Source organism: Lysobacter korlensis (assembly GCF_042434515.1).
Genome location: NZ_JBHLTG010000005.1, coordinates 212,225 through 235,461, shown reverse-complemented (window position 1 = coordinate 235,461; position 23,237 = coordinate 212,225). Strand labels below are relative to the sequence as shown.

The window sequence follows — 23,237 nt, the reverse complement described above, 5'->3', positions numbered from 1 at the left end:
CTCCGAATTCGCCCTCGAGCCTCCGCGGTCCAACTGTTCCCGTTCCGGTCCACTGTGCCCGCCGCGGCGGACGCACTGGACCGGAACGGCGACAATCACGGAGCCTTCAGCCGCGCAGGATGTCGGCGACCGTGCGCATGAGCCCCATCGCAAGCGCCTCGTCGCCCGGAACCAGGCGGGTGGTGAGGTAGCCGAAGCCGACGCCCAGCTCCGGATGCGCGAACGCCGCCTGTCCGCCCATGCCCGCGTGCCCGAACGATCCGGGCCCGAACAACGGCTTGCCGGCCGAGGCCACGTGGAAGCCGGGACCGAACGCGGCGAACGGCGGCTGCCCCCCGTACACCGGCGGGCCGCTGCTCTCGACGGTCGCAGCCGCGGCGGCGGACCGCTCGTTCAGCAGCCGCACCCCGCCGGTGTCGCGGACGGCGGCCGAGAAGATCGCGGCCAGGTCGCGGGCGGTGCTCACGCCCCCGGCGCCCGGCACCTCCGCTTCGAGCACCCGCGGGTCGTCGAAGCCCTGCCCGTCGGCGATGAGGTCCTGCGGGAAGGCGGAGCCGAGGGTCGAGGCGCGGACGACCGGCTCCGCGGGCGGGTCAGCCGGCGCAACGGCCGCCCTGGCCGCCTCGTCCCAGTACGGGCGGCTGCGGCGCGCCTCGTGGACGGGTGGCAGGCCCAGCCAGAAGTCCGGAGCGATCGATCCGGTCAGCTCCCGGATCACCTCGCTCGGCATCCGACCGGTCACCCGGCGGATCACCTCGCCGACCAGCCAGCCGAAGGTGAGCGTGTGGTACGCGTGCCCGGTACCGGGCTCCCAGTTCGGGGCCTGGCGTTCGAGCACCTGGATCACGTGCTCCCAGTCGAGTGCCTCATCGCGCGTGAGGTGCTCGTCGACCGCGATGAGTCCCGCGCGGTGATTCAGCAGCCAGCGGACGGGGATCTCCGACTTTCCCGCCCGGGAGAATGCCGGCCAGTACCGCGCCACCGGAGCGTTCAGGTCGAGCCGACCCTGCTCGGCGAGCGCCAGGACGACCAGCGCCAGCACGCCCTTGGTGCAGGAGAACGCGACACCGAGCGTGTCCCGTTCCCAGACTCTTCCGGTGTGCCGGTCGGCGACGCCGCCCCAGAGGTCGACCACCGGCGAGCCCCCGACGTAGACCGCGACGGCGGCGCCACCGCCGTGCTCGAGTCCCTCTGCGAACTGCTCGCGTACCCGTTCGAACCCGGGCGCGACCACTCCGTCGACCATGCGTTCCTCTCCGCCGCGGCGGCGCTCTGCCGGCGCGGTCGCTTCGGATTCTTGCATCGCTCTTCCGAGAAAGCGCATTCCGCGTCTCGTGAGGCGTGCTTCAATACCTCGACCGGAAAGGAACCGTCATGCCACCGACCGGACGTCCGACAGCGCCGCTGCACAGCATCCCGGTGCACGACCCGTTCCTCCTGACCGACCGCGCGAGCGGCCGGTATCTGCTCTACACCGCCTACGACGGCCGGGCCGACGGGCGCGGAACCGGGATCGTCGCATACACCAGCCAGAACCTCCGCGACTGGGCGGGACCCGAGGTCGTCTTCCGGGTGCCGGACGGCGCGTGGCCGGACCCCGGGACAGCGCCGTGGGCACCGGAGGTTCATGCCTACCGCGGTCAGTACTTCCTGTTCCTGACGATGCACGACCCGCACACCGCGCTCTCCCCGGTGCGTCGGGGCGAGAACGAGTTCGCCGTCTCGAACGCGCGGACGGGTGCGCGGTACGAGCCCACGATGCGCGGCGTCGGCATCGCCGTCGCGGACCGGCCGGAGGGGCCCTTCCGGCTGATCCGCACGGACCGTCCGACGACCCCACCGGACTTCATGGCGCTCGACGGCACCCTGTTCGTCGGCGACGACGGAACGCCCTGGATGGTCTATGCCCACGAATGGGTGCAGCTGCTGGATGGGACGATGGAGGCGGTGCGCCTCTCCGACGACCTCGGCTCAGCCGTCGGGGACCCCGTGCACCTCTTCCGTGGCTCCGAAGCGTCGTGGCTCCGCACGCGGACCCCCGGCACGGCGGCGCTGCCGCCGTATGTCACCGACGGGCCGCAGCTGCGGCGGCTGCCCGGCGGCGCCCTCGCGATGCTGTGGGCGTCGTACCGCGCGGACGGAGCGGCCGGGGAGTACGTGGAGACGTACGCCGTCTCGCCGAGCGGCTCCCTCTTCGGCCCCTGGATCCAGGGCGACGTGCTGGTCGACGGCAATGCCGGGCACGGGATGCTGTTCGAGACCTTCGACGGCACACTGATGCTGGTACTCCACCGCGGCATGAACACGCCCACGGTGCGCCCCGAGCTGCACGAGGTCGTCGTGCACGCCGGCGGACTGCGGCTCGGCGCCGATCGGCGCGACCTGTACGGCCCCTGAGCCCTCGCCCCCGCGTTTGCGGGCGCCGATGCGGGCTGATAGAACTGACTGCAGGAAAACGCTTTCTCAACAGCGGCGACGACGCGAGGGGATCGGCAATGCCCGACACGGAACGCTACGGGATCATCGGCACCGGTTCCCGGGCGGAGATGTACCTCCGCGCTGCGACCGGCGACCACGGCGACGTCGCCGAGCTCGTCGCCTGGAGCGACACCAACCCCGGGCGCCTCGACTTCTACGAGCAGATCTTCCGCGACGCGGGGCTGCCCGTACCGGCGCGCTACAAGACCGGTGAGATCGAGCGGATGATCGGCGAGAGCGGGGTGCACCGCGTCGTCGTCACGACGCCCGACTTCACCCATGCGGAATACGTCTCCCGCGCACTGCTCGCCGGCGCCGACGTGGTGGTGGAGAAACCGCTCACGATCGACGCCGAGGGCGTCCGCCGCATCGCCGCCGCGATGGAGCAGAGCGGTCGCGAGGTGATCACGACGTTCAACTACCGCTACAGCCCACGGAACAGCGCGCTGAAGCGGCTGATCTCCTCCGGGGCTCTCGGCACGGTGACGTCGGTCACGTTCGAGTGGGTGCTCGACACCGTGCATGGCGCGGACTACTTCCGGCGTTGGCACCGCTACAAGAAGAACTCCGGCGGCCTGCTGGTCCACAAGGCCTCGCACCACTTCGACCTCGTGAACTGGTGGATCGACGCCGCCCCCGCCCGCGTCTTCGCGAGCGGCGGACTGAAGTTCTACGGCGCCGAGAACGCCCGCACCCGCGGGCTCGCCGACCGGCCCGAGCGGGGCACCGGGCACGCCGAGGGCGACCCGTTCTCGCTCGACCTGGCGGCGGATCCGAAGGCGAAGGCGCTGTACCTCGACAACGAGCAGCACGACGGCTATCTGCGCGACCGCGACGTCTTCGATGAGGGCATCACCATCGAGGACAACCTGGCGCTCGTCGTCGACTACGACTCCGGTGCGACGCTCAGCTACTCGCTCAATGCGCACAGCCCCTGGGAGGGCTACCGCGTCGCCGTGAACGGCACCGAGGGACGCGCAGAGCTCGAGGTCGTGGAGCGCGGCTCCGTCGGAATCGGCGAGGACGGCCGGGTCGTCGTGGACCCCAGCGCCAACCCCACGTACTCTCCGGACGGCGACCTCCGCCCGAACAGCGAGCGGCTGCTCCTGCAGCGGCATTGGCAGCAGGCCGAGGAGGTCGAGATCCCGGAGGGAATCGGCGGCCACGGCGGCGGCGACGCCTACCTACTGCAGCACCTCTTCTCCCGCACGAAGCTCGACGAGCCGCTGCACCGGGTCGCAGGCTACCCCGACGGTGTGCGGGCGGTGTCCGTCGGGATCGCCGGCAACCGGTCCCTGGAGACCGGGCTTCCGGTGCGGATCGCGGACCTCGAGCTCGGGGTCTGATCCACCGGGGAGGGAGACGCAGCATGGCCGGTGACCTGTCCATCCGTGAAGAGCCGGACGCCCTCGTCGTGCGCGCGGGGAACGCGGAACTCGCCCGGTACGTCTTCGAACCGGATGCGCCGACCGAGGAATCGCCGAAGCCGTTCTTCCATCCGCTGCGGACGCTCACCGGGGCCCCGCTGACGGTCTATCGCCCGTGGGACCACCGCTGGCACAAGGGCCTCTCGATGACCTGGTCCGAGGTCTCCGGTGAGAACTTCTGGGGTGGCCCGACGTTCTCGCGCGACGCGGGCTATCAGTGGCGCGACAACCTCGGCAGCATGCGCCATGAGCGCTTCCGCTCGGTCGAGCGCGCCGGCGCGGCCGTCTCGTTTCTGGAGGAGCTTTCCTGGCATTCATCCACGGGCGAGCGCTGGGTCGCCGAGACCCGGAGCCACCGTTTCTCGGTCGACGCGAACCGCGCCCTCTGGGTCCTCGACTTCACGACCGAGCTCGTGAACGTCCGCGGGTCGGAGCTGGTCTTCGGCAGCCCGACCACGCTCGGCCGGGAGAACGCCGGCTACACCGGCCTGTTCTGGCGGGGACCGCGGTCGTGGACGAGCGGCGCCGTCAGATCCTCGACCGGGTCCTCACCCGACGACGTGATGGGCAGCGAGGCGGAGTGGGTGTCCTTCTCCGGCGAGCACGACGAGCTCGACGGCGGTGCAACCGTGATCGCCTACGCCGGCACGTCCAGCGCCGCCGTTCCGATCAAGTGGTTCGTCCGGGCGGAGCCGTTCGCTGCGCTCGCACCGTCACCGTCGTTCGACGAGGCGATCGCCGTGCCGGAGGGTGGAGCACTCCGCCTGCAGCACCGGTTCGTGTTCATCGATCTCAGGCTCGACGGCGAGGAACTCCGCGCGATCGCCGGGGAGCTGCGTCCGTGACTGTGCCGCTGTTCCCAGGCGGCACCGCGGTGAGCGGCCTGCGGGTCTACGACTGGGAGTCGGAGGACGGCGTGAGCGGCGGCACGCCGCACCTGCACACCGTGTCGACGGAGGGGTACGTCGTGCTCGCCGGTGCAGGGTCCGTGCAGACGCTCAGCGCCGGCGGCGCGGCGGAGCATCCGCTCGCCCCTGGGACGCTGGTCTGGTTCAGTCCCGGCACGATCCACAGACTGGTGAACGACGGCGGACTCGAGCTCGTCGTCATCATGCAGAACGCCGGCCTGCCGGAGGCGGGGGATGCCGTGTTCACGTTCCCCGCGGAGATCCTCGCCGACGCCGTCGCCTACGAAGCGGCGGCGTCGCTGTCGCAGGACTGGCCGGAGCGGCAGCGCGAGCAGCGTGCGCGCTGGAGGCGGAACCTCGCGCTGGAGGGCTTTCGGGAGCTCCGCGCGGCCGTCGAACAGCATGGTCCCGCGGCGCTCACCGACTTCCATCGGCGGGCCACCGAGCTGGTGCGGCCGCGGGTCGAGCGCTGGCGCGGCCTGTGGGCGGAGACGGTCGAGGCGGAGACCGAGCGGACACGCCGGCAGCTTGAGGCGCTCACGGCGGGGGACGGCGCTCATCTGGCCGACGGCACGGTCGTCCGGGGTGAGCCGCGACCCGGTTCTCGGCTGTTCGGAATGTGCGGCCGGCTGCAGACCTGGGGGCCGCCAGAGCACTGAGCTCAGCGCTCCGCCGTCACGTCCGGTCGTCGCGGAAGCGGATGCCGAGGCCGGGCTTCGACGTGAAGCGGAGCTCGCCTCCGGTGACGGTGACCGGGGGATCCTCGGCGAGGGCGCCCAGGTCGGAGAACGACGCGTCCTCCACGTTCTCGACGAGTGCCGGGTGGGGGAGCGTGAGCGCGAGCTGCCCGGACAGCTCGAACAGCAGGTGCGGCGCCACCTTGACGCCTGCCGCCTCCGCATCCCGGGCGATGCGGAGGAACGGGGTGATGCCGCCCACGCGCACGACGTTGGGCTGCGCGAACTGCACCACCCCTGCTTCGAAGAACTCGGCGAACCGGTAGCGGGTGTGGAGGTTCTCGCCCAGCGCGAGCGGCACATCCGTCGCCTCGCGAAGTATCCGGTGGGATGCGAGGTCGTCCGCGCGCAGCGGCTCCTCGATCCAGGCCGGATCGAAGGCGCGCAGCTCGGCGAGCGCCCGGATCGCGGTGTCGAGGTCCCAGCGCTGGTTGGCGTCGATCATGAGCCTGCGGTCCGGCCCGAGGATGCCGCGGACGGCGGCGACCCGCTCGACGTCCTCCGCGAGATCCGGACGCCCCACCTTCATCTTCGCCGCCCCGTATCCCGCGGCGACCCAGCGCTCGGCCTGCCGGCACAGCTCGTCGAGCGGGTAGTGCAGATTGACCCCGCTGCCATAGACCTCTGCGGTCGGCTGCCGCCGTCCGAGAGCGTCCACCACGGATTCCCCGCGCCGTCGGGCCACCAGGTCCCACAGCGCGAGGTCGACGCCGGCCATCGCGATCGTCGTGATCCCGCCGCCGCCCGCCTCGTGCAGGTGCCGCCAGAGGGGGTCCCAGAGCTGCTCCGGGTCGGGGTCGCGGCGGGTGACGAAGCCGCTGATGTCCTCCTCGAGCATGGCCTGCACGGCGGATGCGCCGATGCTCGGCGTCCAGGAGAAGCCGTGTCCGGTGTCGCCGTCGGAGGTGGTCACGTCGACCGCGAGCACAGTGACGTGCCGCACGTCCGCGCCCCACGGGCGGCTGAGGGGCAGCCGGATCCTCCGGACGGCGAGCCCGGTGATCGTCACGCGAACGGTCCCTCGAGCTCCTGTGCCAGCTCCAGTCCCCGCTCGACCAGCCGCTCGAGCCTGCCCAGCTGCTCGGGCGAGGGGTCGACGAGCGGCGCCCGGACGCCGCCGACGTCGAGCCCGCGCAGCCGGCATCCGGCCTTGATCAGCGAGACGCCGAATCCTGGCGTCTCGTCACGGAGCGTGACGAGCGGCACGTAGAACTCGCGCAGCAGCCGGTTCCGCAGGTCCTCGTCGCCCGCCGAGAAGGCGCGGTAGTAGAGGTTCGCGACCTCCGGCAGGAATGCGAACGCGGCGGACGAGTACAGCGGCATGCCGATCCCCCGGTAGGCGCCCTGGGTGAGCTCGGCGGTGAGCAGCCCGTTGAAGAACAGGAAGTCCGGCCGCACCTCCCGCACGGACAGCGAGATCTCCTGCGCCAGCCCGATGTCGCCGACCCCGTCCTTGAATCCGATCACCTTCGGGTTCAGGGCGAGCTCCCGCATCTGCCTCGCGGTGAAGCGGGCGTTCGCCCGGGAGTAGACGATGACCGGGAGGCTGGTCGCAGCGGCGAGCTCCTCGATGTACCGGGTCACGCCGGCGCCAGGGCCCTGCACCAGATACGGCGGCAGCACGAGAAGGGCGTCCGCCCCTGCCCGCTCTGCGTTGCGCGCAAGCTCGAGCGCGGAGCCGAGCGGCCCGCCGGTGCCCGCGACCACCGGGATCCGCCCCTCGGCGGCGGCGACCGCCTCCTCGACGACGATCGCGGCCTCCGCCGTGCTCAGCGCGTGCAGCTCGCCGGTGCCGCACGCCGGGAACATGCCGCCGGGAGCGAACGGCAGCTTCGATCGGATGTGCTCGGCGAGCACGTCGCGGTCGACCCCGCCGTCGGCGGTGAACGGCGTGACGGGGAAGAAGAGGATGCCGTCGAGCGACAGCGGCTCAGCGTCGGCGGCGCGGGAGGTGTCAGACATCATGCGGCTCGATCCTGTTCGGCTCGGGGGTGGACTCGGGTGCGGATGCTCCGGTAAGCCGCGCCACCGCATCCGCAGGAAGCTCGGTTCGCCAGCTCCGCCGCGGCCGCCAGCCCAGCAGCCGCTCCGCCCGCGAGCTGCTGAACACGGGTTCCGTGCCGGTGAGGGCGGATGCGCTCTCTCCGAGCTGCGGGGCGTACTCGCGCCAGAGCTGGGCGACGGGCTTCACTGCGAGGGCGTCCGAGGCGCCGACGAAGAAGCCGGTGCCGTTCGGGACGGGCCGCTTCGTCTCGAGCCACGCCACCACGAATTCGCCGGCATCGCGCGCGTCCAGGTAGTTGAAGAGGCTCACGGCGGCGAGTGCCGGATCGGCGAGCCGCTCCTCCAGGGTGTGCCCCTGCTGCGTCGGTGCGCCGGCCCACTCCTCCGGCGAGATCACGAAGCACGGCCGGAAGGACCCGAAGCGCACACCGTCGCCGACCCTGCGCACGAACATGCCGATCATGTCCTCGATGAGCTGCTTCGACAGCGCGTAGGCGTTCCACGGCAGCCGTGGAGCGTCCTCGTCGAGTGGCAGGGAGCGCGCGGTCCACCCGGTCGGCGATCCGTAGCCCAGCACGGTCGGGCTGCTCGCGGCGAGCACCGCGCGGGCTCCCGCAGCGACCGCGGCGTCGAACACGGAGTACGCCAGCTGCGTGTTCGTCGCGAGGATCACGTCCTCGGGCGCGCTGAACGGCACGGCGATGGCCGCGAGGTGCACGACGGCGTCCGGGGCGAAGGAGGTGAACAGCTCCTTGGTGGCCGCCAGGTCGCGAAGGTCGATCTGCGCCTGCCGGCACGACAGCCGATCGACCGCGGCCCGGTCGACCGAGAGCGCCTCGTGACCGGCGGCGGTCAGGGCCGTGACCACGCTCTGTCCGAGTCGGCCCGACCCGCCGGTGACCACAACGCGCACGCCGCCTCCATCGCTCGGGTGAGAAAACGCTTTCTCGCAACCCTACGTCAGCGCCGCATCCCCCGCAATCGGACTCGCGTGTTGTCGGCCGGTCGGGCGCCGGGTAGGGTCAGGAAACGGTTTCCGGCCTGGGCCGGGAAGGACTGGAGAGCGGTGATCGCGGAACGCCGGGCAACGACGATCGTCGATGTCGCGCTGCACGCCAGGGTGTCGCAGGCGACCGTCTCCCGCGTGCTCAACGGCAAGACCACCGTCGACCCGGCGATCGCCGCCCGGGTGCGGCAGGCCGTCACGGAGCTGCGGTACCGGCCGAGCGCAACGGCGCAGAGCCTCGTGCGCGGGCGGACCAGCACGGTGGCGATGATCGTGCCCGACCTCGAGAACCCGCTCTTCCAGGGGATCCTGCGCGGGGTCAGCCGCAGCGCGGCGCGGGACGGGTACCGCGTGCTGGTCGCCGACACCGCGGAGGACGCCGCGGAAGAGCGCTCCGCGTCCCTCGAGGCGCGACGCCGCTGCGACGCGCTCGTGCTGTGCGCGCCGCGCATGCCGGACCGCGAGTTCGCCGAGGTTATCGCTGCTTCGCACCCCGTGGTCGTCGTCAACCGCGCCGTTCCCGAATCCGCGGCCGCCAGCGTCGGCGTCGACTACGCGTCTGGAATCCGCGAGCTCGCGTCGCACCTGCTCGGAATCGGTCACACGCATGTGGTGTATCTGGCCGGCCCTCCCGCCAGCACGTCCAATGCGCAGCGCCTGGCCGGTCTCCGCGAGTTCCGCGCAACGCATCCGGAGTTCCGGATCACCGAGCTCGCAGTCGGATCCACCCTCGACGACGGGTACCGAGCGGCGGAGGACGCGCTCGCGACCGGTGCGTCGGCCGCACTCGCGTTCAACGACATGGTGGCGCTGGGCCTGCTCAGCCGCTTGCGTGAGCTCGATGTGCCTGTGCCGGACCGTCTCGCCGTTGCCGGATTCGACGACGTGCCGACCGCCCGCTTCGCAACCCCCAGCCTCACCACGATGTCGGTGCCGAGACAGGAGCTGGGCGCCCAGGCCTGGCAGCGGCTGAAGGCCCTTCTCGACGGCGATCCCGCCGAGCATGCGGTGCTCTTCCGGCCGCGGCTCGTCGTGCGCGACAGCACGGGGCGGAGACCGTGAACGGCAGACCGCACTCGGCGCCGTCGCCCGCCGACCGGCAGATCAAACGGCGGCGGGTGCTCGCGATCCTCGAGGAACGCGGCGCGGATGCGCTGGTGCTGCGGAGCACCCCAGCGCTCGCCTGGTACCTCGACGGTGCGCGTGTGCAGGTGAGCCTCGTCGGAGATCCGGTGCTCGCCGTGGTGGTGACGGCGACGGAGGACGTCGTGCTGACCTTCGGCAACGAGCTGGACCGGCTCGTCGCCGAGGAGCTGCCGGACGACATCCGCACGTCCGCCGTCGAGTGGCACGAGACCCTGGACCCGAGCACGGTCGCACCGGGCAGGGTGCTTCCCGAGGCGGACGTCGCAGACGACCTCCGCCGTGCCCGCGCCGAGCTGCTGCCGACGGAGCTCGCCCGGTTCCGTGCACTCGGCCGCGATGCGGCGGCAGCGATGACGGATGCCCTCAGCACCCTCACGCCGGAGCTCACCGAGCGTCAGGCCGCCGCCAGGGTCGGCGCGGAGCTGCTCGACCGCGGGATGGATCCGGTCGTGCTGCTGGCGGCGGGCCGGGAACGCCTCGCGCACCGGCATCCGCTCCCCACCGAGGCACCGCTCGGCGACCGCGCCATGCTGGTCGTCTGCGCCCGCCGGAACGGTCTCATCCTGAACGCCACCCGATGGATCCGCTTCGGCGCCGCCCGGCCGGACGAGACGGAGGCCGCCGATCGCCTCCGTCGGGTGGAAGCGGCCTTTCTCGGTGCATCCCGTCCGGGCTCGACCCTCGCCGACGCGTTCCAGGCCGGCATCGCCGCATACGGCGCCAATGGGTTCGCCGCGGGCGAATGGCGCCGTCATCACCAGGGTGGCGCCGCGGGCTACGCGGGCCGCGACCCTCGCGCAACGCCGGCCACGGCAGACCCGATCCGGCTGCATCAGGCGTTCGCGTGGAATCCCAGCGCCCCGCTCGTCAAGGTCGAGGACACCGTGGTGACGACCGAGCACGGCGTGGAGGTGCTGAGCGTTGACCCTCGCTGGCCGTCGTCCGTCGTCGACGGTATCCCGCGCCCGGACGAGCTCGAACTGGAACGCGCCGGCCTCGGCCGTCGGAGGAAGAGGGGACGACCATGACCGAACCGCACACCGCACACCGAACCGACGCGCCCTTGCGTGCCGCGCTCGTGGGAACGGGTGCCATCGCCCGCCTCCATGCCGAGGCGCTCGCCGAGCTGGACGGCGCAGAACTGGTCGCGGCCGCTGACGCCGTTCCGGGGAGGGCGGCGGCGTTCGCCGCGACCCACGCCATCCCCAGGTCGTACGACTCGTTCGACGAGCTCCTCGCCGCCGGCGGGATCGACGTGGTTCATATCTGCACGCCGCCGGGTGCGCACGCCGAGCAGACGGTCAAGGCATTCGACGCCGGCGCGCACGTGGTCGTGGAGAAGCCGCCGGCGCTCTCCCTCGATGAGCTGGACGCCATGGTCTCGGCGGGGGAGCGGGCCGGCCGTGAGCTCGCCGTCGTCTTCCAGCAGCGCACCGGCAGCGCGGCAGAGCACGTGCGTCGCCTGCTGGCCGGCGGCAGCCTCGGACGACCGCTTGTCGCCCTCTGCAACACGCTCTGGTACCGGGGACCTGCCTACTTCGAGGTGGAGTGGCGGGGCAAATGGTCGACGGAGGGCGGCGGTACGACCCTCAGCCATGGCATCCACCAGCTCGATCTGCTCGCATTCCTGCTCGGCGAGTGGTCGAGTGTCGACGGACGGTTATGGCGGCTCGCGCGGGACGTGCAGACGGAGGACCTGTCGACGGCGGTGCTGCGGTTCGAGAGCGGCGCCGTCGCGTCGGCGGTGACGAGCGTGCTGTCCCCGCGGGAGACCAGCTCGATCCGGATCGACACCGAACGGGCCACCATCACCGTGGACCACCTGTACGGGCACTCGCATGTGAACTGGTCGATCACCCCGGCTCCCGGCGTCGAGCCTGATGCGTCGTGGGACTTCCCGGAGACGGAACGCGCGAGCGGGCATCTCGACCTGCTCAGGCAGGTGTACCCGGCCCTGCGTGCGGGCTCCCCACTGCCCGACGTGGTGGCGGATCCGGCGCGGAGCTTCGAGATCGTGGCGGCGCTCTATGCATCTTCGACGACCGGTGCCCCGGTGCGGCGGGAGGAGCTGCGTGGCATTCCGGGCATCGGCGCAAGCCTCGAGAGCACGGTGACCGACCTGCGGCACCGCGCGTGACATGAGCGCGCCGGACGTGAACCGTGCCTGACGCGCCGCTCTTCCGCGACCCGGTGTACGACGGGGCCGCGGATCCGGTCGTGATCCGGAACGAGGCGACCGGCGAGTGGGGGATGTTCTACACCCAGCGCCGCGCGACCGCGGGCGGGCCGGGCGTCGCCTGGGTGCACGGCAGCGCCATCGGTGTCGCGGTGTCCGAGACCGGCGAGCACTGGCGGTACCGCGGCACCGCGCCCGGGCTCGACACGCCTGGCGTCACCCACTGGGCGCCCGAGGTGATCTGGGACGGTGCCCGCTACCGTGCATACGTCACGGTCATCGACGGCGTGCCCGACCGCTGGGATGGTGTCCCGCGTCGGATCGCCGAGTACTGGAGCGACGACCTCGGTGCGTGGCGCTTCGTCAGGAACATCCCGCTCAGCTCCGACCGGGTCATCGACGCCGCGGTCGAACGCTGCGGGGACGGCCTGTGGCGCCTCTGGTACAAGGACGAGGCGGACGGCTCCACCACGTGGGCGGCGACGAGTCGCGACCTCGATGACTGGACGGTGGAGGGCCGGGTGATCGGCGGGCGGCCGCACGAGGGCCCGAACGTGTTCCGCCTCGGCGGCTGGTACTGGCTCATCGTCGACGAGTGGCGCGGCCAGCGGGTCTATCGCTCGTCCGACGGCGTGCGGTGGACCGTGCAGCAGGCGGACCGCGGACTGCTGCTCAGCCGGCCGGGCAGGCGGACGGCGGATGGCACGTTCGGCAGGCACGCCGACGTGGTCCGAACCGGTGAGCACGAGGCGTGTATCGTCTACTTCACCCATCCGGACTGGGACGGCGCGCTCGACGCGGCCGAGCATCCCGCCTCGCGCACGACCGTTCTCCAGGCGGCCCGGCTCCGGGCGGAGCGCGGAAATCTGCGGTGTGACCGGGACGATTCCTCCCCGCTCCTATTGCCCCGCTCCGCGCTGAGTGAATCGTTATAAGAACATTCCCGGCTCGACTTGCCTTGTCCCGAGCCGCCGCTTATGCTATCGGGGAAGCGCTTTCCCGGCGTTCCAAGCACCAGGCGACAACGAGGTTCCAGGAGGACAACAACGGTGTTCCGATTCACGAAGCGACGCACCGCCATTGCGGCGGGCGCAATCACTGGAGCGCTCGCCCTGAGCGCCTGCGCGGGCGGCGGTGGCGGCGGTGGCGCCGAGACGCTCGACCCGAACGAAGAGGTCACGCTCGACTTCGCCTTCTGGGGCAACGACGTGCGTGCCGCGATGTACGACGAGGCGATCGCCGCGTTCGAGGAGGAGTACCCCAACGTCACGGTGAACTCCAGCTTCCTCGGGTTCCCGGAGTTCTGGGAGAAGCGCCAGATCGAGGCCACGAGCGGTGGCCTGCCCGACGTCATGCAGTTCGACTACTCCTACCTGCGCCAGTACGCCGATAACGGCCTGCTGCTCGACCTCGGTCCGTACCTCGGCAGCGGCATCGACACGGAGCCCCTCGCCCAGAACATCCTGGACATCGGCGTCGTCAATGACACCACCTACGGCATCACCACGTCGACGAACGCGTGGGGCATGTACCTCAACCCGAAGCTGCTCGAAGAGATCGGCGTCGAGCCGTACGAGGGCGGCGGCACGTACGAGGACTACGAGGCGTGGATGGCCGAGGTGACGGAGGCCGCCGAGGAGCAGGGGGTCGAGGCATGGGGTGGCACCGACTACACGTCGCGCATCCAGAACTTCGAGCTCTGGCTGCGCGCCCAGGGCGAGGACCTCTTCACCGAAGAGGGCGAGCCGAACTTCACACAGGAGCAGCTCGTCGAGTTCTGGGAGCTCGGCTCCGACATCCGTGAGAACGGCACGGTCATCCCCGGGCAGCGCCTGGAGGAGGTCTACCCGCTGTCGGGATTCGACTCGGCACTCACCGCGAGCGAGCTGACGTGGGACAACTTCGGCGCCGGCTATCTCGGAAACCTCGGCGAGGAGTACACCGAGCTCGGTCTCGTCGCGCCGCCGTCGGCTGAAGAGGGAGCGCAGGACCTCTACCTGAAGCCCTCGATGCTCCACGCGATCGCAGCGAACACGGACAACCCCGAGGCGGCCGTCGCGCTCCTCGACTTCCTGGTGAATGCACCGGAGACGGGTGAGGCCTTCGGCACCAACCGCGGCCTGCCGGCATCGCAGACGCAGCTCGAGGGTGCTGAGCTCGACCCGCTGTCGCAGCAGATCGCCGACTACGAGGCCTCCATCGCGGACCGCCTCGGCGACGCGCCGCCGGTGCCGATCGTCGGCTACGGCACCCTGGAGGAGAAATTCCGCGTGCTCGGTGTCGACCTCAACCTCGGCGCCACCACGCCGGAGGAGGCGGCCACCGAGTTCTTCAACGAGATGGACGTCGTCCTCAGCCAGTAAAACGGCACACCCGGTAATCAGCACGAAGTAGCAGAATCGGCACCACCGACTACTGGAGGAACCCGTGAGTCAAGCACCTGTCACAGTGGCTACTCCAACCGCGGTGGACAACACCCGCCCGGCGCTCCGGCGCCGGGCGGGTGGCCCGCTGGTCAGTCCGCAGAAGCGGCGCAGCCACCGGCGTGAGAACCTCGCCGGGTACGGCTTCCTCGCGCCGTGGCTGATCGGGTTCTTCGGTCTGACCCTCGGGCCGATGCTGATCTCCCTGTATCTCGCGTTCACCCGGTACAACCTGTTCACCGACCCCCGCTGGATCGGATTCGACAACTTCATCCGGATGTTCACGGATGACCCGAACTACATGCAGTCCGTCGGGATCACGCTCGTCTACGTGCTCGTCGGCACACCGATCAAGCTCGCCGCCGCGCTCGGCATCGCGATGCTGCTGAACTACAAGGACCGCGGCACCGGGTTCTTCCGCTCCGCCTTCTACGCGCCGTCGCTGATCGGCGCGAGCGTCAGCGTCGCGATCGTGTGGCGGGCGATGTTCCAGGGCAACGGACCGGTCGACCGGGGCCTCAGCTTCTTCGGCATCGAGCTCGGCAGCTGGGTGGCGAACGTCGACCTCGTCGTGCCGATGCTGATCATCCTGGCCGTCTGGCAGTTCGGCGCTCCGATGGTGATCTTCCTCGCCGGACTCAAGCAGGTTCCCATGGAGCTCTACGAGGCGGCGAACGTCGATGGCGCGGGACCGTTCCGCAAGTTCTGGAGCGTCACCCTGCCGATGCTCTCGCCGGTGATCTTCTTCAACCTGCTGCTCGAGACCATCAACGCATTCCAGATCTTCGCGTCGGCGTTCATCATCTCGAACGGCAGCGGCGGTCCGGCCGGGATGACGAACTACTACACGGTGTATCTCTACAAGCGGGCCTTCGCTGACCTGCAGATGGGCTACGCCTCAGCGATGGCATGGGCGCTTCTGATCGTGGTCGCGATCATCGCCGTCATCCTGTTCAAGACTTCCAAGGGCTGGGTTCACTACGGAGGGGACTCCCGATGACCACGGCGACCGGAGAGATCACGCCCGAGAGGGCCGCCGTCGCCGGGGCGCTGCCGCCCATGCCGCGTCGCCGGCGGAACCGGCGCAAGCTCGTCCCGACGATCGTCTGGGCGGTGGTGCTGACGATCCTGACATTCCTGGTCCTCTACCCGCTCGTCTGGCTGATCTTCGCGACGTTCAAGCCGTCGTCGGAGTTCGGGTCGAACCCGGGTCTGATCCCGGACAACCCGACGATCGAGAACTTCATCAAGGTCGCGGAGGGCATCGGCGGCACACCGCTGTGGCGCTTCTTCGCGAACTCGCTGATCATCGCGAGCCTGGCGGTGGTCGGCACGATCGTCTCCTCCGCGATGGCGGCCTACGCGTTCGCCCGCATCCAGTTCAAGGGTGTCGCCGTCTTCTTCACCGCCATGATCGGCACGCTGCTGCTGCCGTTCCACGTGCTGATCATCCCGCAGTACATCCTGTTCCAGAAGATCGGCCTGGTGGACACCTACGTCCCGCTGCTGATCGGCCGGTTCCTCGCCACGGAGGCGTTCTTCGTCTTCCTGATGGTGCAGTTCATCCGGCAGCTGCCGCGCGAGATGGAGGAGGCCGCGCGCATCGATGGCGCAGGCCACATCCGCATCTTCACCTCGATCATCGTGCCGCTCATCCGGCCGGCGCTGATCACCTCCGCGATCTTCGCCTTCATCTGGACGTGGAACGACTTCCTCGGCCCGCTGCTGTACATCACGACACCGGAGAAATACCCGCTGCCGATCGCGCTGCGCCTCTACAACGACGCGACGAGCACGTCCGACTTCGGCGCCACCGTCGCGGTGTCGATGCTGGCGCTCGTGCCGATCCTGATCTTCTTCATCGTGTTCCAGCGCTTCCTCGTGCAGGGTGTTGCCACGCAGGGCCTGAAGGGCTGACGCCGGATGGCCGAGCGGTCTCTGCGCGAGGAGCGGCGGGCCGAACGGGCCGCCCGGCGCGACGAGCGATCGGGCGCGGGGCCGGCGCGTGACGGGCACGATCCGGGGAGGCTGCCCGGTGCGACCGCGAAGTTCGCCCTGTTCGGCGAGGTGCTGTTCACCGGCATCCTGGTGACCGGGCTGTCACTGCCGGTGGTCAGCATTCCTCTGGCCTTCGCCGTCGGCACACGCCACCTTCGCCGGTTCGTGCGCGGCGAGTCGTCGTCGATGGAGCTCGTCTGGCGTGACCTGGCCCCCCGGAATCTGCTGCGCAGCCTCCCGGTCGGGCTCGGCTTCACGCTGCTCGTCGCCGTGCTCGCCGTGGACCTGATGCTCGGATACGACGGCGTCGTCCCGGGCGCGGGTCTCGCGCTGGCCGTCGGCTGGGTGGGGCTCGCGGTCGTCGCCACGACGCTGCTGACCGCCTCGCGGCTGTGGGAGCCGGAGCGCGGCTGGCTCGCGGCGCTGCGCGGATGCTGGCCCGAGTGGCGGAGCGATCCCGTGGCCGTGCTGTACCTGCTGGCGGGTGTGGTGTTCGTGGGCGCCGTCAGCTGGCAACTGCTGCCCCTGGTGGTGCCGGGCATCGGCTGCCTGATCCTCGCGATCCTCGCGATCCCGCAGCGGCCACGGCGCACTGCCGCGCCGGTTGAGTAGCCAGCGCGCCGGAACGCGGTGCTACCCCCGTTGCTCGGCGGAGAGGCGCGCCCGCCGCTCGACCGGGTCCTCGGCGGGAGCAAGCGCATGGAGGATCGCCGAAACGACCAGCCACAGGACGAGGACGAAGAGCCCGCTGCTCGCCATACCGCTTCCCCAGGCGAGCTCACCCAGTCCGGCGGTCAAGTCGCCGAAGGCGTCGAACTCGTTCACGGAGTTCTGCTTCACGATTCCGACGATCAGCGTGACGGCGCCGATGGCGACGAGGCCGATGCCGAGACCGAGGAGCGTCGCCCGGTAGGGGTTGGGAGTCATGACGCGAGCGTAACGGCTGCGGCGTCCGTTCCAGCGGAGCCGCACAGAGCGCCTGCGGCTGCGTGCCGCCACGGTCCGGAACGGATTCGCGCCACGATGGCGGATTCTCGAAGGGGGAGGAAATCGCTTTCCTGTAGGGTGGTCGCCAAATCGAGGCGGGAGACGGAATGCACTACGGCGGCGACTACAACCCGGAACAGTGGCCCGAAGCGGTGTGGCCGGAGGACGTCCGCCGCATGCGGGAGGCGGGCGTCACGATGGTGAGCCTCGGCATCTTCTCCTGGTCGCGGATCCAGCCGGAGGAGGGCCTGTTCGACTTCGACTGGCTCGACCGGGTGATCGACCTGCTGCACGAGGGCGGCATCGCCGTCGACCTCGCCACCGCCACCGCCTCCCCGCCGCCGTGGATGTCTGCGAAATACCCGGAGATCCTCCCGCAGGACGACAACGGCGCCACCTACTGGCCCGGCAGCCGCCAGCACTACGCGCCCGCGTCGCCCGTCTACCGTCGGCTCGCCCGCGAGCTCGTCACGGCGATCGCGGAGCGGTACGCGTCGCACCCCGCCGTCGTGCTCTGGCACGTCAACAACGAGTACGCCTGCCACCTGCACGCCGACTACTCGGACAACGCGCGAGACGCGTTCCGTGAATGGCTCGAGCGCAAGTACGGCACGATCGAGGAGCTGAACAGCGCGTGGGGCGCCGCGTTCTGGTCGCAGCTCTACGGCTCGTTCGACCAGGTGTTCCCGCCACGGAAGGCGCCCTACAGCCATAACCCGACACAGCTGCTCGACTTCCGCCGGTTCACCAGCGACTCCTTCCTCGAGCTGTTCCAGATGGAGAAGCAGGCGATCCGGGACGCCGGCGCCACGCAGCCCGTCACCACGAACTTCATGGGCGCCTTCGCACCGCTCGACTACTGGCGGTGGGCGCAGGAGGTCGACGTCGTGACGGATGACGCCTACCCGGACCCGAACGATCCCGAGAGCTTCCGGGCGGCCGCCTTCCAGCGCGACCTTGTCCGCTCGCTGAAGCCCGAGGTGCCGTGGCTGCTCATGGAGCAGTCGACCAACGCCCTCAACTGGCGGCCCAGCAACGCGCCCAAGGCGCCGGGCCAGATGGCGGCGCTGAGCATGCAGGCGGTCGGCCGCGGCGCCGATGGCATCCTGTTCTTCCAATGGCGCCAGTCGCAGGGCGGTGCCGAGAAGTTCCACTCGGCGATGCTTCCGCACGCCGGTCTCGACACGCGCACGTGGCGGGAGGTGGTGGCACTCGGCGGCGAGCTCGCCGCTCTGCCGCAGCTGCCCGGCGGAAGCGGTGCCAAGGTGGCGATCGTCTTCGACTGGGACAACTGGTGGGCCCTCCGGAATCCGGACCACCCGGTGATCCTCGACTACCTCGAGCTGGTGCAGCGCTGGTACCGGGCGCTGCACCGCAGGCACCTCTCCGTCGATGTCGTTCCGCCGACCGGCGACCTCACCGGATACTCGCTCGTCGTGGCCCCGCAGCTGTACCTGCTGACCGAAGAGGGTGCGGCGAACCTGCGCGGGTTCGTCGACGCGGGCGGGCATCTGCTCGCCACCGCGTTCAGCGACGTGGTCGACGAGGACGACCGCTTCCGGCCGGGCGGGTACCTGACCCAGCTCCGCGAGCTGCTCGGCATCCGGGTGGAGGACTTCGGCGCCCTCGCGTTCCCCGGCCAGCTGGGCCAGACCTCCGCACCGGTGGACAGCGTCGTCGGGGAGTTCGCGGGCGAGCTGCTCGCGGAGGAGCTCTCCGTCGACTCCGCCGAGGTGCTCGGCACCTTCGCCGAAGGCCGCACCGCCGGACGACCGGCCTTCACGGTGCGGCAGTCCGGCGCCGGCCGCGCCTACTACCTCGCCACCGTGCCCTCCGAGTCCGGCGCGGATGAGCTGATCCGGTATCTGGCGGACGAGGCGGGCGTCGAGCCCAGCCTCTCGGGACTTCCGGCAACGGTCGAGGTCACCGAGCGCGGGGACGTGCTGGTCGTGATCAATCACGGGACCATGGCCGAGCGGATCGCGATCGCAGAGCCCGTCGACGACCTGGCCTCCGGAGAGCAGGTGAAAGCACTGTCGCTGGAGCCGTTCGGCTTCGCGGTGCTGCGCCGCCGATGACTCGGGGAGCGAAGCTGCGCCTGGTCGTCGTGCTCGGGCTCACCCAGATGGTGTGGACCCTCGCGATGGATCTGTACCTGCCGAGCTTCCTCGAGATCCGCGACGATTTCGGCACCAGCGAAGCGCTGGTGCAGGCGACGCTCACGGGAGCGTTCCTCGGGATGACGGGCGGGCAGCTGCTCACCGGTCCGGTGTCCGATGCGGTCGGACGGAAGCGGCCGCTGCTCGTCGTGCTCATGGCGCACGTGCTCTCCTCGATCCTCTGCGCGCTGGCTCCCAGCATCGAGGTGCTGCTCGTGGGGCGGGTGTTCCAGGGCATGGCGTCGGCGGCGAGCGGCATCATCATCCTCGCCGTGCTTCGGGACTCGTTCGCGGGTCCGGAGCTCATCCGGATGCTGGCGCGGCTCGCGATGGTCAACGGCACCGCGATCCTGTTCGCACCGTCGCTCGGGGCGATGCTGCTCGAGGTGATGTCGTGGCGGGGCATCTTCTGGGTGCTCGCCGGATACGGCGCGCTCACCGTCGTGCTGATCACGCTGGCGCTCCGGGAGCCGGAGCGGCAGACGCCCGGCGGCCGGGTGCTCTCCGTCACGCTGGGGAACTACCGCACGCTCCTCGGCGATCGCGTCTACCTCGCGACGGTGGCCGTCGCCGCGCTGGTCTGGGCGAGCATGTTCACCTATCTCGCCTCATCGGCGTTCCTCTTCCAGGGGCTGTACGGGCTGAGTCCCACGCAGTACGCACTCGTGTTCGCCTCACACGGCGGCCTGATGGTGCTCGGTGCGCAGTTCAGCGCCCGGCTCGCCCGGCGCGTGTCCGCAGCCCGAATCGCCGTCGGCGCCGGCATCGGGATGTGCGTGTCCGCCGTGGTGCTGGTGGTGAGCGCGGTGCTGCTCCCCGGCACGGGGTTCCTCGGGCTGCTGGTGCCGCTGTGGTTCTTCACGACCGCCCTGGGGATGTTCAACCCGGCGAGCCAGGCGCTCGCGCTGAAGGATCACAAGCCGCGATCCGGGACCGCCGCATCCCTGCTCGGGGCCGCGAACGCCGGACTGGGCGCCCTCATCTCACCCCTCGCCGGACTGATCGGCCTCGGCAGCATGCTGCCGACCGTGGGCATCATGCTGGTCTGCCAAGTGCTGGCACTCGGCGTGCTGCTGATCGCGGTCGCCCCGGCCGCCGCCGCGGACCGTCGGGCTGCTCGCGGAATCCAGGCGCCGGTCAGCAGCCGGTAGCCCGGCTGCTCCTCACCTCGCTCAGACGGTCACCGGCGCGGGCACCCGGTGCGTGCGGCGCCCCGGACCGAACTCCTCCGCGCGTGCGCCGGGCAGTTCGAGGATCGCCCGGGTTCCGGTCGGCACTTCGGTCTCAACCACGAGCTCCCCGTCGACCAGTCGCCACTCGATCGCGGCGTCACCGTACGGCGTGCGATGCCGGGCATTCGCCCAGGTGAGCCCGCCACCGGGCTGCGGCGCGAACCGGATCCGGCGGTAGCCGGGTTCGGCGGGCGCGAGGCCCGCGACGACGCGGTGCAGCCAGTCGGCTACGGCGCCGAGCGCATAGTGGTTGAACGAGGTCATGGTGCCGGGGTTGACGGTCCCGTCCGGCAGCATGCTGTCCCAGCGCTCCCAGATCGTGGTTGCGCCCTGCTCCACCTGGTAGAGCCAGGAGGGGCACTCCCGCTCGAGCAGAAGGTCGTACGCCGTGTCGACGGCGCCCGACCGGGTGAGGGCGTCCGAGACGAGCGGCGTGCCGACGAACCCGGTCGAGATGCGGTTGCCCGCCGCCGCGACGAGCTCGGCGAGCCGGCGGCCGGCGGCGGTCCGCCTCCTCCGGTCCGGGATCAGGTCGAACGCGATGGCGAGGGCGTACGCCGTCTGCGCGTCGCTCGTCATCCGTCCGTCCGGGAGCACGTATTCGGCGGCGAAAGCGTCGCGCACCTCGTCCGCGAGGGCGGCGTACCGGCGCGCCTCGTCCCGGCGTCCGAGCACGTCGGCCATCCAGGCGACCCGCCGCGCGGAGGCGGCGAAGTACGCGGTCGCGACGAGATAGCGGTCGGTCTTCGCGTCGGCGGGGTCCTGCGGCGGGGCGTCGGGGTCGAGCCAGTCACCGAGCTGGAACCCGGTGTTCCAGAGGCGGGACGGGCCGGCGATGCCGGCCACCAGGTCGACCCAGCGCCGTGCGCTGTCGAACTGCGCGGCGAGCACGCCGGTGTCGCCGAAGCGCTCGTAGAGGGTCCATGGGGTGAAGGCGGCAACATCGCCCCAAGCGGCGCCGGGGCGGATCGGCGTCCACATGTGGTGGGCCGGGATGACCGGCACGTACCAGGGCACCGTGCCGTCCGGCAGCTGCTCCAGCGCCACGTCCGTGAGCCAGCCGGTGAGCATCCCGGAGACGTCGTAGAGGAAGGATGCGGTCGGCGCGAACACCTGCAGGTCGCCCGTCCAGCCCACACGTTCGTCGCGCTGCGGGCAGTCGGTGGGGATGTCGAGGAAGTTGCCGCGCATCCCCCACACGACGTTGTCATGCAGCCGGTTCACGAGGGGGTCGGAGGACTCGAACCAGCCGGTGCGCTCCAGATCGGTGTGGTACACCCGGGCGATGACGGCACCGGCGGCGACCGCCTCCGCCACGTCGCCCGGCCAGCCGGTCACCTCGGCGTAGCGGAAGCCGTGGAAGGTGAACCGCGGCTCCCACTCCTCGACCTCCCGCCCGGCGAGCGTGTAAGAGTCGGCGGACCGAGCGTCGCGCAACGGTCGGGTGTAGATGTCGCCGTTCTGGATCACCTCCGCGGTGCGGAACGCGATGGTGTGCCCGGCCGGGCCGGACACCCGGATCCGGATACGGCCGACGAGGTTCTGCCCGAAGTCCAGGACGGTCCGGCCGGTCGGGCTGGTCCAGACGTCGACCGGCAGGAGCTCCTCGGTGCACCGCACGGGTGGTCCGGTCGGGGCCGCAAGGGTCGCGGGATCCCGGTGCCGCAGCGCGACCGGAGTCCAGGCCGAGTCATCGAAGCCGGGCGACGACCACCCCGGCAGCTCTTCGCGCGCGTCGTAGTCCTCGCCGTCGTAGTTGCCGGTGCGGAGGATCGGGCCGACGCTGGCGCGCCAGGACTCATCCGTCGCGATCGTGTCGATCGTCCCGTCGGCGTAGTGCAGCTCGAGCTGCGCGATCAGCGACAGGTCGTCGCCGAACAGGTTGCGGAAGCCGCCCCGCCAGCCCAGCCGGCCGCGGTACCAGCCGTCGCCGAGCCACGCGCCGGCCGCGTTGCCGCCTGACGTGAGATGGCCGGTGACATCGTAGGTGTAGTAGCGCAGCCGCTTCGGGTAGACGGTCCAGCCCGGCGACATCGCGTCGTCACCGACGCGCCGCCCGTTCAGCTCCACCTCGTACAGCCCGTGCGCGCTCGCGTAGAGGCGTGCGGCGACGAGCCCCTCTCGCACCTCGAATTCCCGGCGGACGAGGGACGGGCGACGGTCGTCGGAGTCGCGGTCCTCCGGCCAGGCGCCCCCGACCGGCGCGGCGGTCCAGTCGTCGGGATCGAGCAGTCCTGCCTCGAGCGGCGCCCACTCACTCCACTCCGAGACGGAACCGTCGGCACCCGTCACCCGGACCCGCACGCGCGCTCGCTCCCGGGACTTCAGCGGCTGATCCGGCCAGGGGACGAGCACCTGCGCGTCGCCGATGCCGGGGAATGAGCTCGTGTCGTCGCCGCGCTCCACCTCGATCTCGTACGCATCCTGCGACCACGAGCCGGGCGCCGTCGTGCGCCAGGACAGCCGCGGCCGCGGTTCGCCGATGCCGAGCGGCTCGCGGTGGTGCTCGAATGTGGGAGCGGACGGGATCACCGTCATGGATGCACCTCATTGTGG

20 protein-coding genes are annotated in these 23,237 nt (G+C 70.8%); 14 read left to right on the top strand and 6 right to left on the bottom strand.

The genetic code is table 11. From position 1 onward, the window contains the following. Positions 1-106: 106 nt before the first annotated feature. Positions 107-1,303 (bottom strand): serine hydrolase domain-containing protein, encoded by a 1,197-nt coding sequence (locus tag ACFFGH_RS20440; RefSeq protein WP_386671753.1) that lies wholly within the window; start codon positions 1,301-1,303, stop codon positions 107-109. A gap of 71 nt (positions 1,304-1,374) precedes the next feature. On the opposite strand from ACFFGH_RS20440, the gene ACFFGH_RS20435 reads away from it, so the two are divergent. The 4 genes from ACFFGH_RS20435 (at position 1,375) to ACFFGH_RS20420 (ending at position 5,472) form a co-directional block, all read left to right on the top strand. After that, entirely contained in the window at positions 1,375-2,397 is a 1,023-nt protein-coding gene (locus ACFFGH_RS20435) for a glycoside hydrolase family 43 protein (RefSeq protein ID WP_386671751.1), read from the top strand. A gap of 98 nt (positions 2,398-2,495) precedes the next feature. Further along, complete coding sequence (locus ACFFGH_RS20430) at positions 2,496-3,824, top strand: Gfo/Idh/MocA family protein (RefSeq protein ID WP_386671749.1); 1,329 nt, start codon at positions 2,496-2,498, stop codon at positions 3,822-3,824. A 23-nt stretch (positions 3,825-3,847) separates the two neighbouring features. Next, on the top strand, positions 3,848-4,750 hold the full coding sequence (locus ACFFGH_RS20425; protein WP_386671747.1) for a DUF6807 domain-containing protein: 903 nt from the start codon (positions 3,848-3,850) through the stop codon (positions 4,748-4,750). Beyond that, entirely contained in the window at positions 4,747-5,472 is a 726-nt protein-coding gene (locus ACFFGH_RS20420; protein WP_386671745.1) for a cupin domain-containing protein, read from the top strand. Before ACFFGH_RS20425 ends, ACFFGH_RS20420 begins: the two co-directional genes overlap by 4 nt. Positions 5,473-5,488: 16 nt before the next feature. Here ACFFGH_RS20420 and ACFFGH_RS20415 read toward each other — a convergent pair whose 3' ends face one another. The 3 genes from ACFFGH_RS20415 to ACFFGH_RS20405 are packed head-to-tail and all read right to left on the bottom strand — an operon-like array spanning position 5,489 to position 8,467. Continuing rightward, positions 5,489-6,559, bottom strand: a complete 1,071-nt coding sequence (locus tag ACFFGH_RS20415; RefSeq protein WP_386671743.1) for a mandelate racemase/muconate lactonizing enzyme family protein — start codon at positions 6,557-6,559, stop codon at positions 5,489-5,491. Further along, positions 6,556-7,515 (bottom strand): 5-dehydro-4-deoxyglucarate dehydratase, encoded by a 960-nt coding sequence (locus tag ACFFGH_RS20410; protein ID WP_386671741.1) that lies wholly within the window; start codon positions 7,513-7,515, stop codon positions 6,556-6,558. The genes ACFFGH_RS20415 and ACFFGH_RS20410 overlap by 4 nt, the downstream gene beginning before the upstream one ends. Further along, a complete protein-coding gene (locus ACFFGH_RS20405) occupies positions 7,505-8,467 on the bottom strand; it encodes an NAD-dependent epimerase/dehydratase family protein (RefSeq protein ID WP_386671739.1) in 963 nt (320 codons plus the stop codon). The genes ACFFGH_RS20410 and ACFFGH_RS20405 overlap by 11 nt, the downstream gene beginning before the upstream one ends. 153 nt (positions 8,468-8,620) lie before the next feature. On the opposite strand from ACFFGH_RS20405, the gene ACFFGH_RS20400 reads away from it, so the two are divergent. The 8 genes from ACFFGH_RS20400 to ACFFGH_RS20365 all read left to right on the top strand — a co-directional run bounded on the left by ACFFGH_RS20400 (position 8,621) and on the right by ACFFGH_RS20365 (position 16,915). Then, positions 8,621-9,622 (top strand): LacI family DNA-binding transcriptional regulator, encoded by a 1,002-nt coding sequence (locus ACFFGH_RS20400; protein ID WP_386671737.1) that lies wholly within the window; start codon positions 8,621-8,623, stop codon positions 9,620-9,622. Beyond that, positions 9,619-10,734 carry a M24 family metallopeptidase gene (locus ACFFGH_RS20395; protein ID WP_386671735.1) on the top strand — a complete coding sequence of 372 codons (1,116 nt, stop codon included), beginning with the start codon at positions 9,619-9,621 and terminating at the stop codon, positions 10,732-10,734. The genes ACFFGH_RS20400 and ACFFGH_RS20395 overlap by 4 nt, the downstream gene beginning before the upstream one ends. Next, positions 10,731-11,843, top strand: coding sequence for a Gfo/Idh/MocA family protein (locus tag ACFFGH_RS20390; RefSeq protein ID WP_386671733.1), 1,113 nt, complete (start codon positions 10,731-10,733; stop codon positions 11,841-11,843). The genes ACFFGH_RS20395 and ACFFGH_RS20390 overlap by 4 nt, the downstream gene beginning before the upstream one ends. A gap of 23 nt (positions 11,844-11,866) precedes the next feature. Then, complete coding sequence (locus tag ACFFGH_RS20385; RefSeq protein ID WP_386671731.1) at positions 11,867-12,817, top strand: glycoside hydrolase family protein; 951 nt, start codon at positions 11,867-11,869, stop codon at positions 12,815-12,817. A gap of 114 nt (positions 12,818-12,931) precedes the next feature. Next, entirely contained in the window at positions 12,932-14,245 is a 1,314-nt protein-coding gene (locus tag ACFFGH_RS20380; protein ID WP_386671730.1) for an ABC transporter substrate-binding protein, read from the top strand. Positions 14,246-14,330: 85 nt separating this feature from the next. After that, positions 14,331-15,305 carry a carbohydrate ABC transporter permease gene (locus tag ACFFGH_RS20375; protein WP_386671729.1) on the top strand — a complete coding sequence of 325 codons (975 nt, stop codon included), beginning with the start codon at positions 14,331-14,333 and terminating at the stop codon, positions 15,303-15,305. After that, on the top strand, positions 15,302-16,222 hold the full coding sequence (locus ACFFGH_RS20370; protein ID WP_386671727.1) for a carbohydrate ABC transporter permease: 921 nt from the start codon (positions 15,302-15,304) through the stop codon (positions 16,220-16,222). The genes ACFFGH_RS20375 and ACFFGH_RS20370 overlap by 4 nt, the downstream gene beginning before the upstream one ends. A gap of 6 nt (positions 16,223-16,228) precedes the next feature. After that, positions 16,229-16,915, top strand: coding sequence for a hypothetical protein (locus tag ACFFGH_RS20365; protein ID WP_386671725.1), 687 nt, complete (start codon positions 16,229-16,231; stop codon positions 16,913-16,915). Between the two features lie 21 nt (positions 16,916-16,936). On the opposite strand, the gene ACFFGH_RS20360 is transcribed toward ACFFGH_RS20365, so the two are convergent. Then, positions 16,937-17,230 (bottom strand): hypothetical protein, encoded by a 294-nt coding sequence (locus ACFFGH_RS20360; protein WP_386671724.1) that lies wholly within the window; start codon positions 17,228-17,230, stop codon positions 16,937-16,939. A gap of 167 nt (positions 17,231-17,397) precedes the next feature. Between ACFFGH_RS20360 and ACFFGH_RS20355 the strand changes: the two genes are divergently transcribed. Together ACFFGH_RS20355 and ACFFGH_RS20350 are read left to right on the top strand one after the other, a co-directional pair. Further along, a complete protein-coding gene (locus tag ACFFGH_RS20355; RefSeq protein WP_386671722.1) occupies positions 17,398-19,368 on the top strand; it encodes a beta-galactosidase in 1,971 nt (656 codons plus the stop codon). Next, the gene (locus ACFFGH_RS20350) at positions 19,365-20,600 is read left to right on the top strand and encodes a multidrug effflux MFS transporter (protein WP_386671720.1); all 1,236 of its coding nucleotides are present in this window, start codon (positions 19,365-19,367) and stop codon (positions 20,598-20,600) included. Before ACFFGH_RS20355 ends, ACFFGH_RS20350 begins: the two co-directional genes overlap by 4 nt. A gap of 21 nt (positions 20,601-20,621) precedes the next feature. On the opposite strand, the gene ACFFGH_RS20345 is transcribed toward ACFFGH_RS20350, so the two are convergent. Continuing rightward, positions 20,622-23,219 (bottom strand): family 78 glycoside hydrolase catalytic domain, encoded by a 2,598-nt coding sequence (locus ACFFGH_RS20345; protein ID WP_386671718.1) that lies wholly within the window; start codon positions 23,217-23,219, stop codon positions 20,622-20,624. Positions 23,220-23,237: the final 18 nt, after the last annotated feature.

What these genes read in the sequence shown, in the direction of transcription:
- ACFFGH_RS20440 (WP_386671753.1), bottom strand. Translation starts at nt 1,303, where the DNA reads ATGCAAGAATCCGAAGCGACCGCGCCGGCAGAGCGCCGCCGCGGCGGA.
- ACFFGH_RS20435 (WP_386671751.1), top strand. Translation starts at nt 1,375, where the DNA reads ATGCCACCGACCGGACGTCCGACAGCGCCGCTGCACAGCATCCCGGTG.
- ACFFGH_RS20430 (WP_386671749.1), top strand. Translation starts at nt 2,496, where the DNA reads ATGCCCGACACGGAACGCTACGGGATCATCGGCACCGGTTCCCGGGCG.
- ACFFGH_RS20425 (WP_386671747.1), top strand. Translation starts at nt 3,848, where the DNA reads ATGGCCGGTGACCTGTCCATCCGTGAAGAGCCGGACGCCCTCGTCGTG.
- ACFFGH_RS20410 (WP_386671741.1), bottom strand. Translation starts at nt 7,515, where the DNA reads ATGATGTCTGACACCTCCCGCGCCGCCGACGCTGAGCCGCTGTCGCTC.
- ACFFGH_RS20390 (WP_386671733.1), top strand. Translation starts at nt 10,731, where the DNA reads ATGACCGAACCGCACACCGCACACCGAACCGACGCGCCCTTGCGTGCC.
- ACFFGH_RS20370 (WP_386671727.1), top strand. Translation starts at nt 15,302, where the DNA reads ATGACCACGGCGACCGGAGAGATCACGCCCGAGAGGGCCGCCGTCGCC.
- ACFFGH_RS20365 (WP_386671725.1), top strand. Translation starts at nt 16,229, where the DNA reads ATGGCCGAGCGGTCTCTGCGCGAGGAGCGGCGGGCCGAACGGGCCGCC.
- ACFFGH_RS20360 (WP_386671724.1), bottom strand. Translation starts at nt 17,230, where the DNA reads ATGACTCCCAACCCCTACCGGGCGACGCTCCTCGGTCTCGGCATCGGC.
- ACFFGH_RS20355 (WP_386671722.1), top strand. Translation starts at nt 17,398, where the DNA reads ATGCACTACGGCGGCGACTACAACCCGGAACAGTGGCCCGAAGCGGTG.
- ACFFGH_RS20350 (WP_386671720.1), top strand. Translation starts at nt 19,365, where the DNA reads ATGACTCGGGGAGCGAAGCTGCGCCTGGTCGTCGTGCTCGGGCTCACC.
- ACFFGH_RS20345 (WP_386671718.1), bottom strand. Translation starts at nt 23,219, where the DNA reads ATGACGGTGATCCCGTCCGCTCCCACATTCGAGCACCACCGCGAGCCG.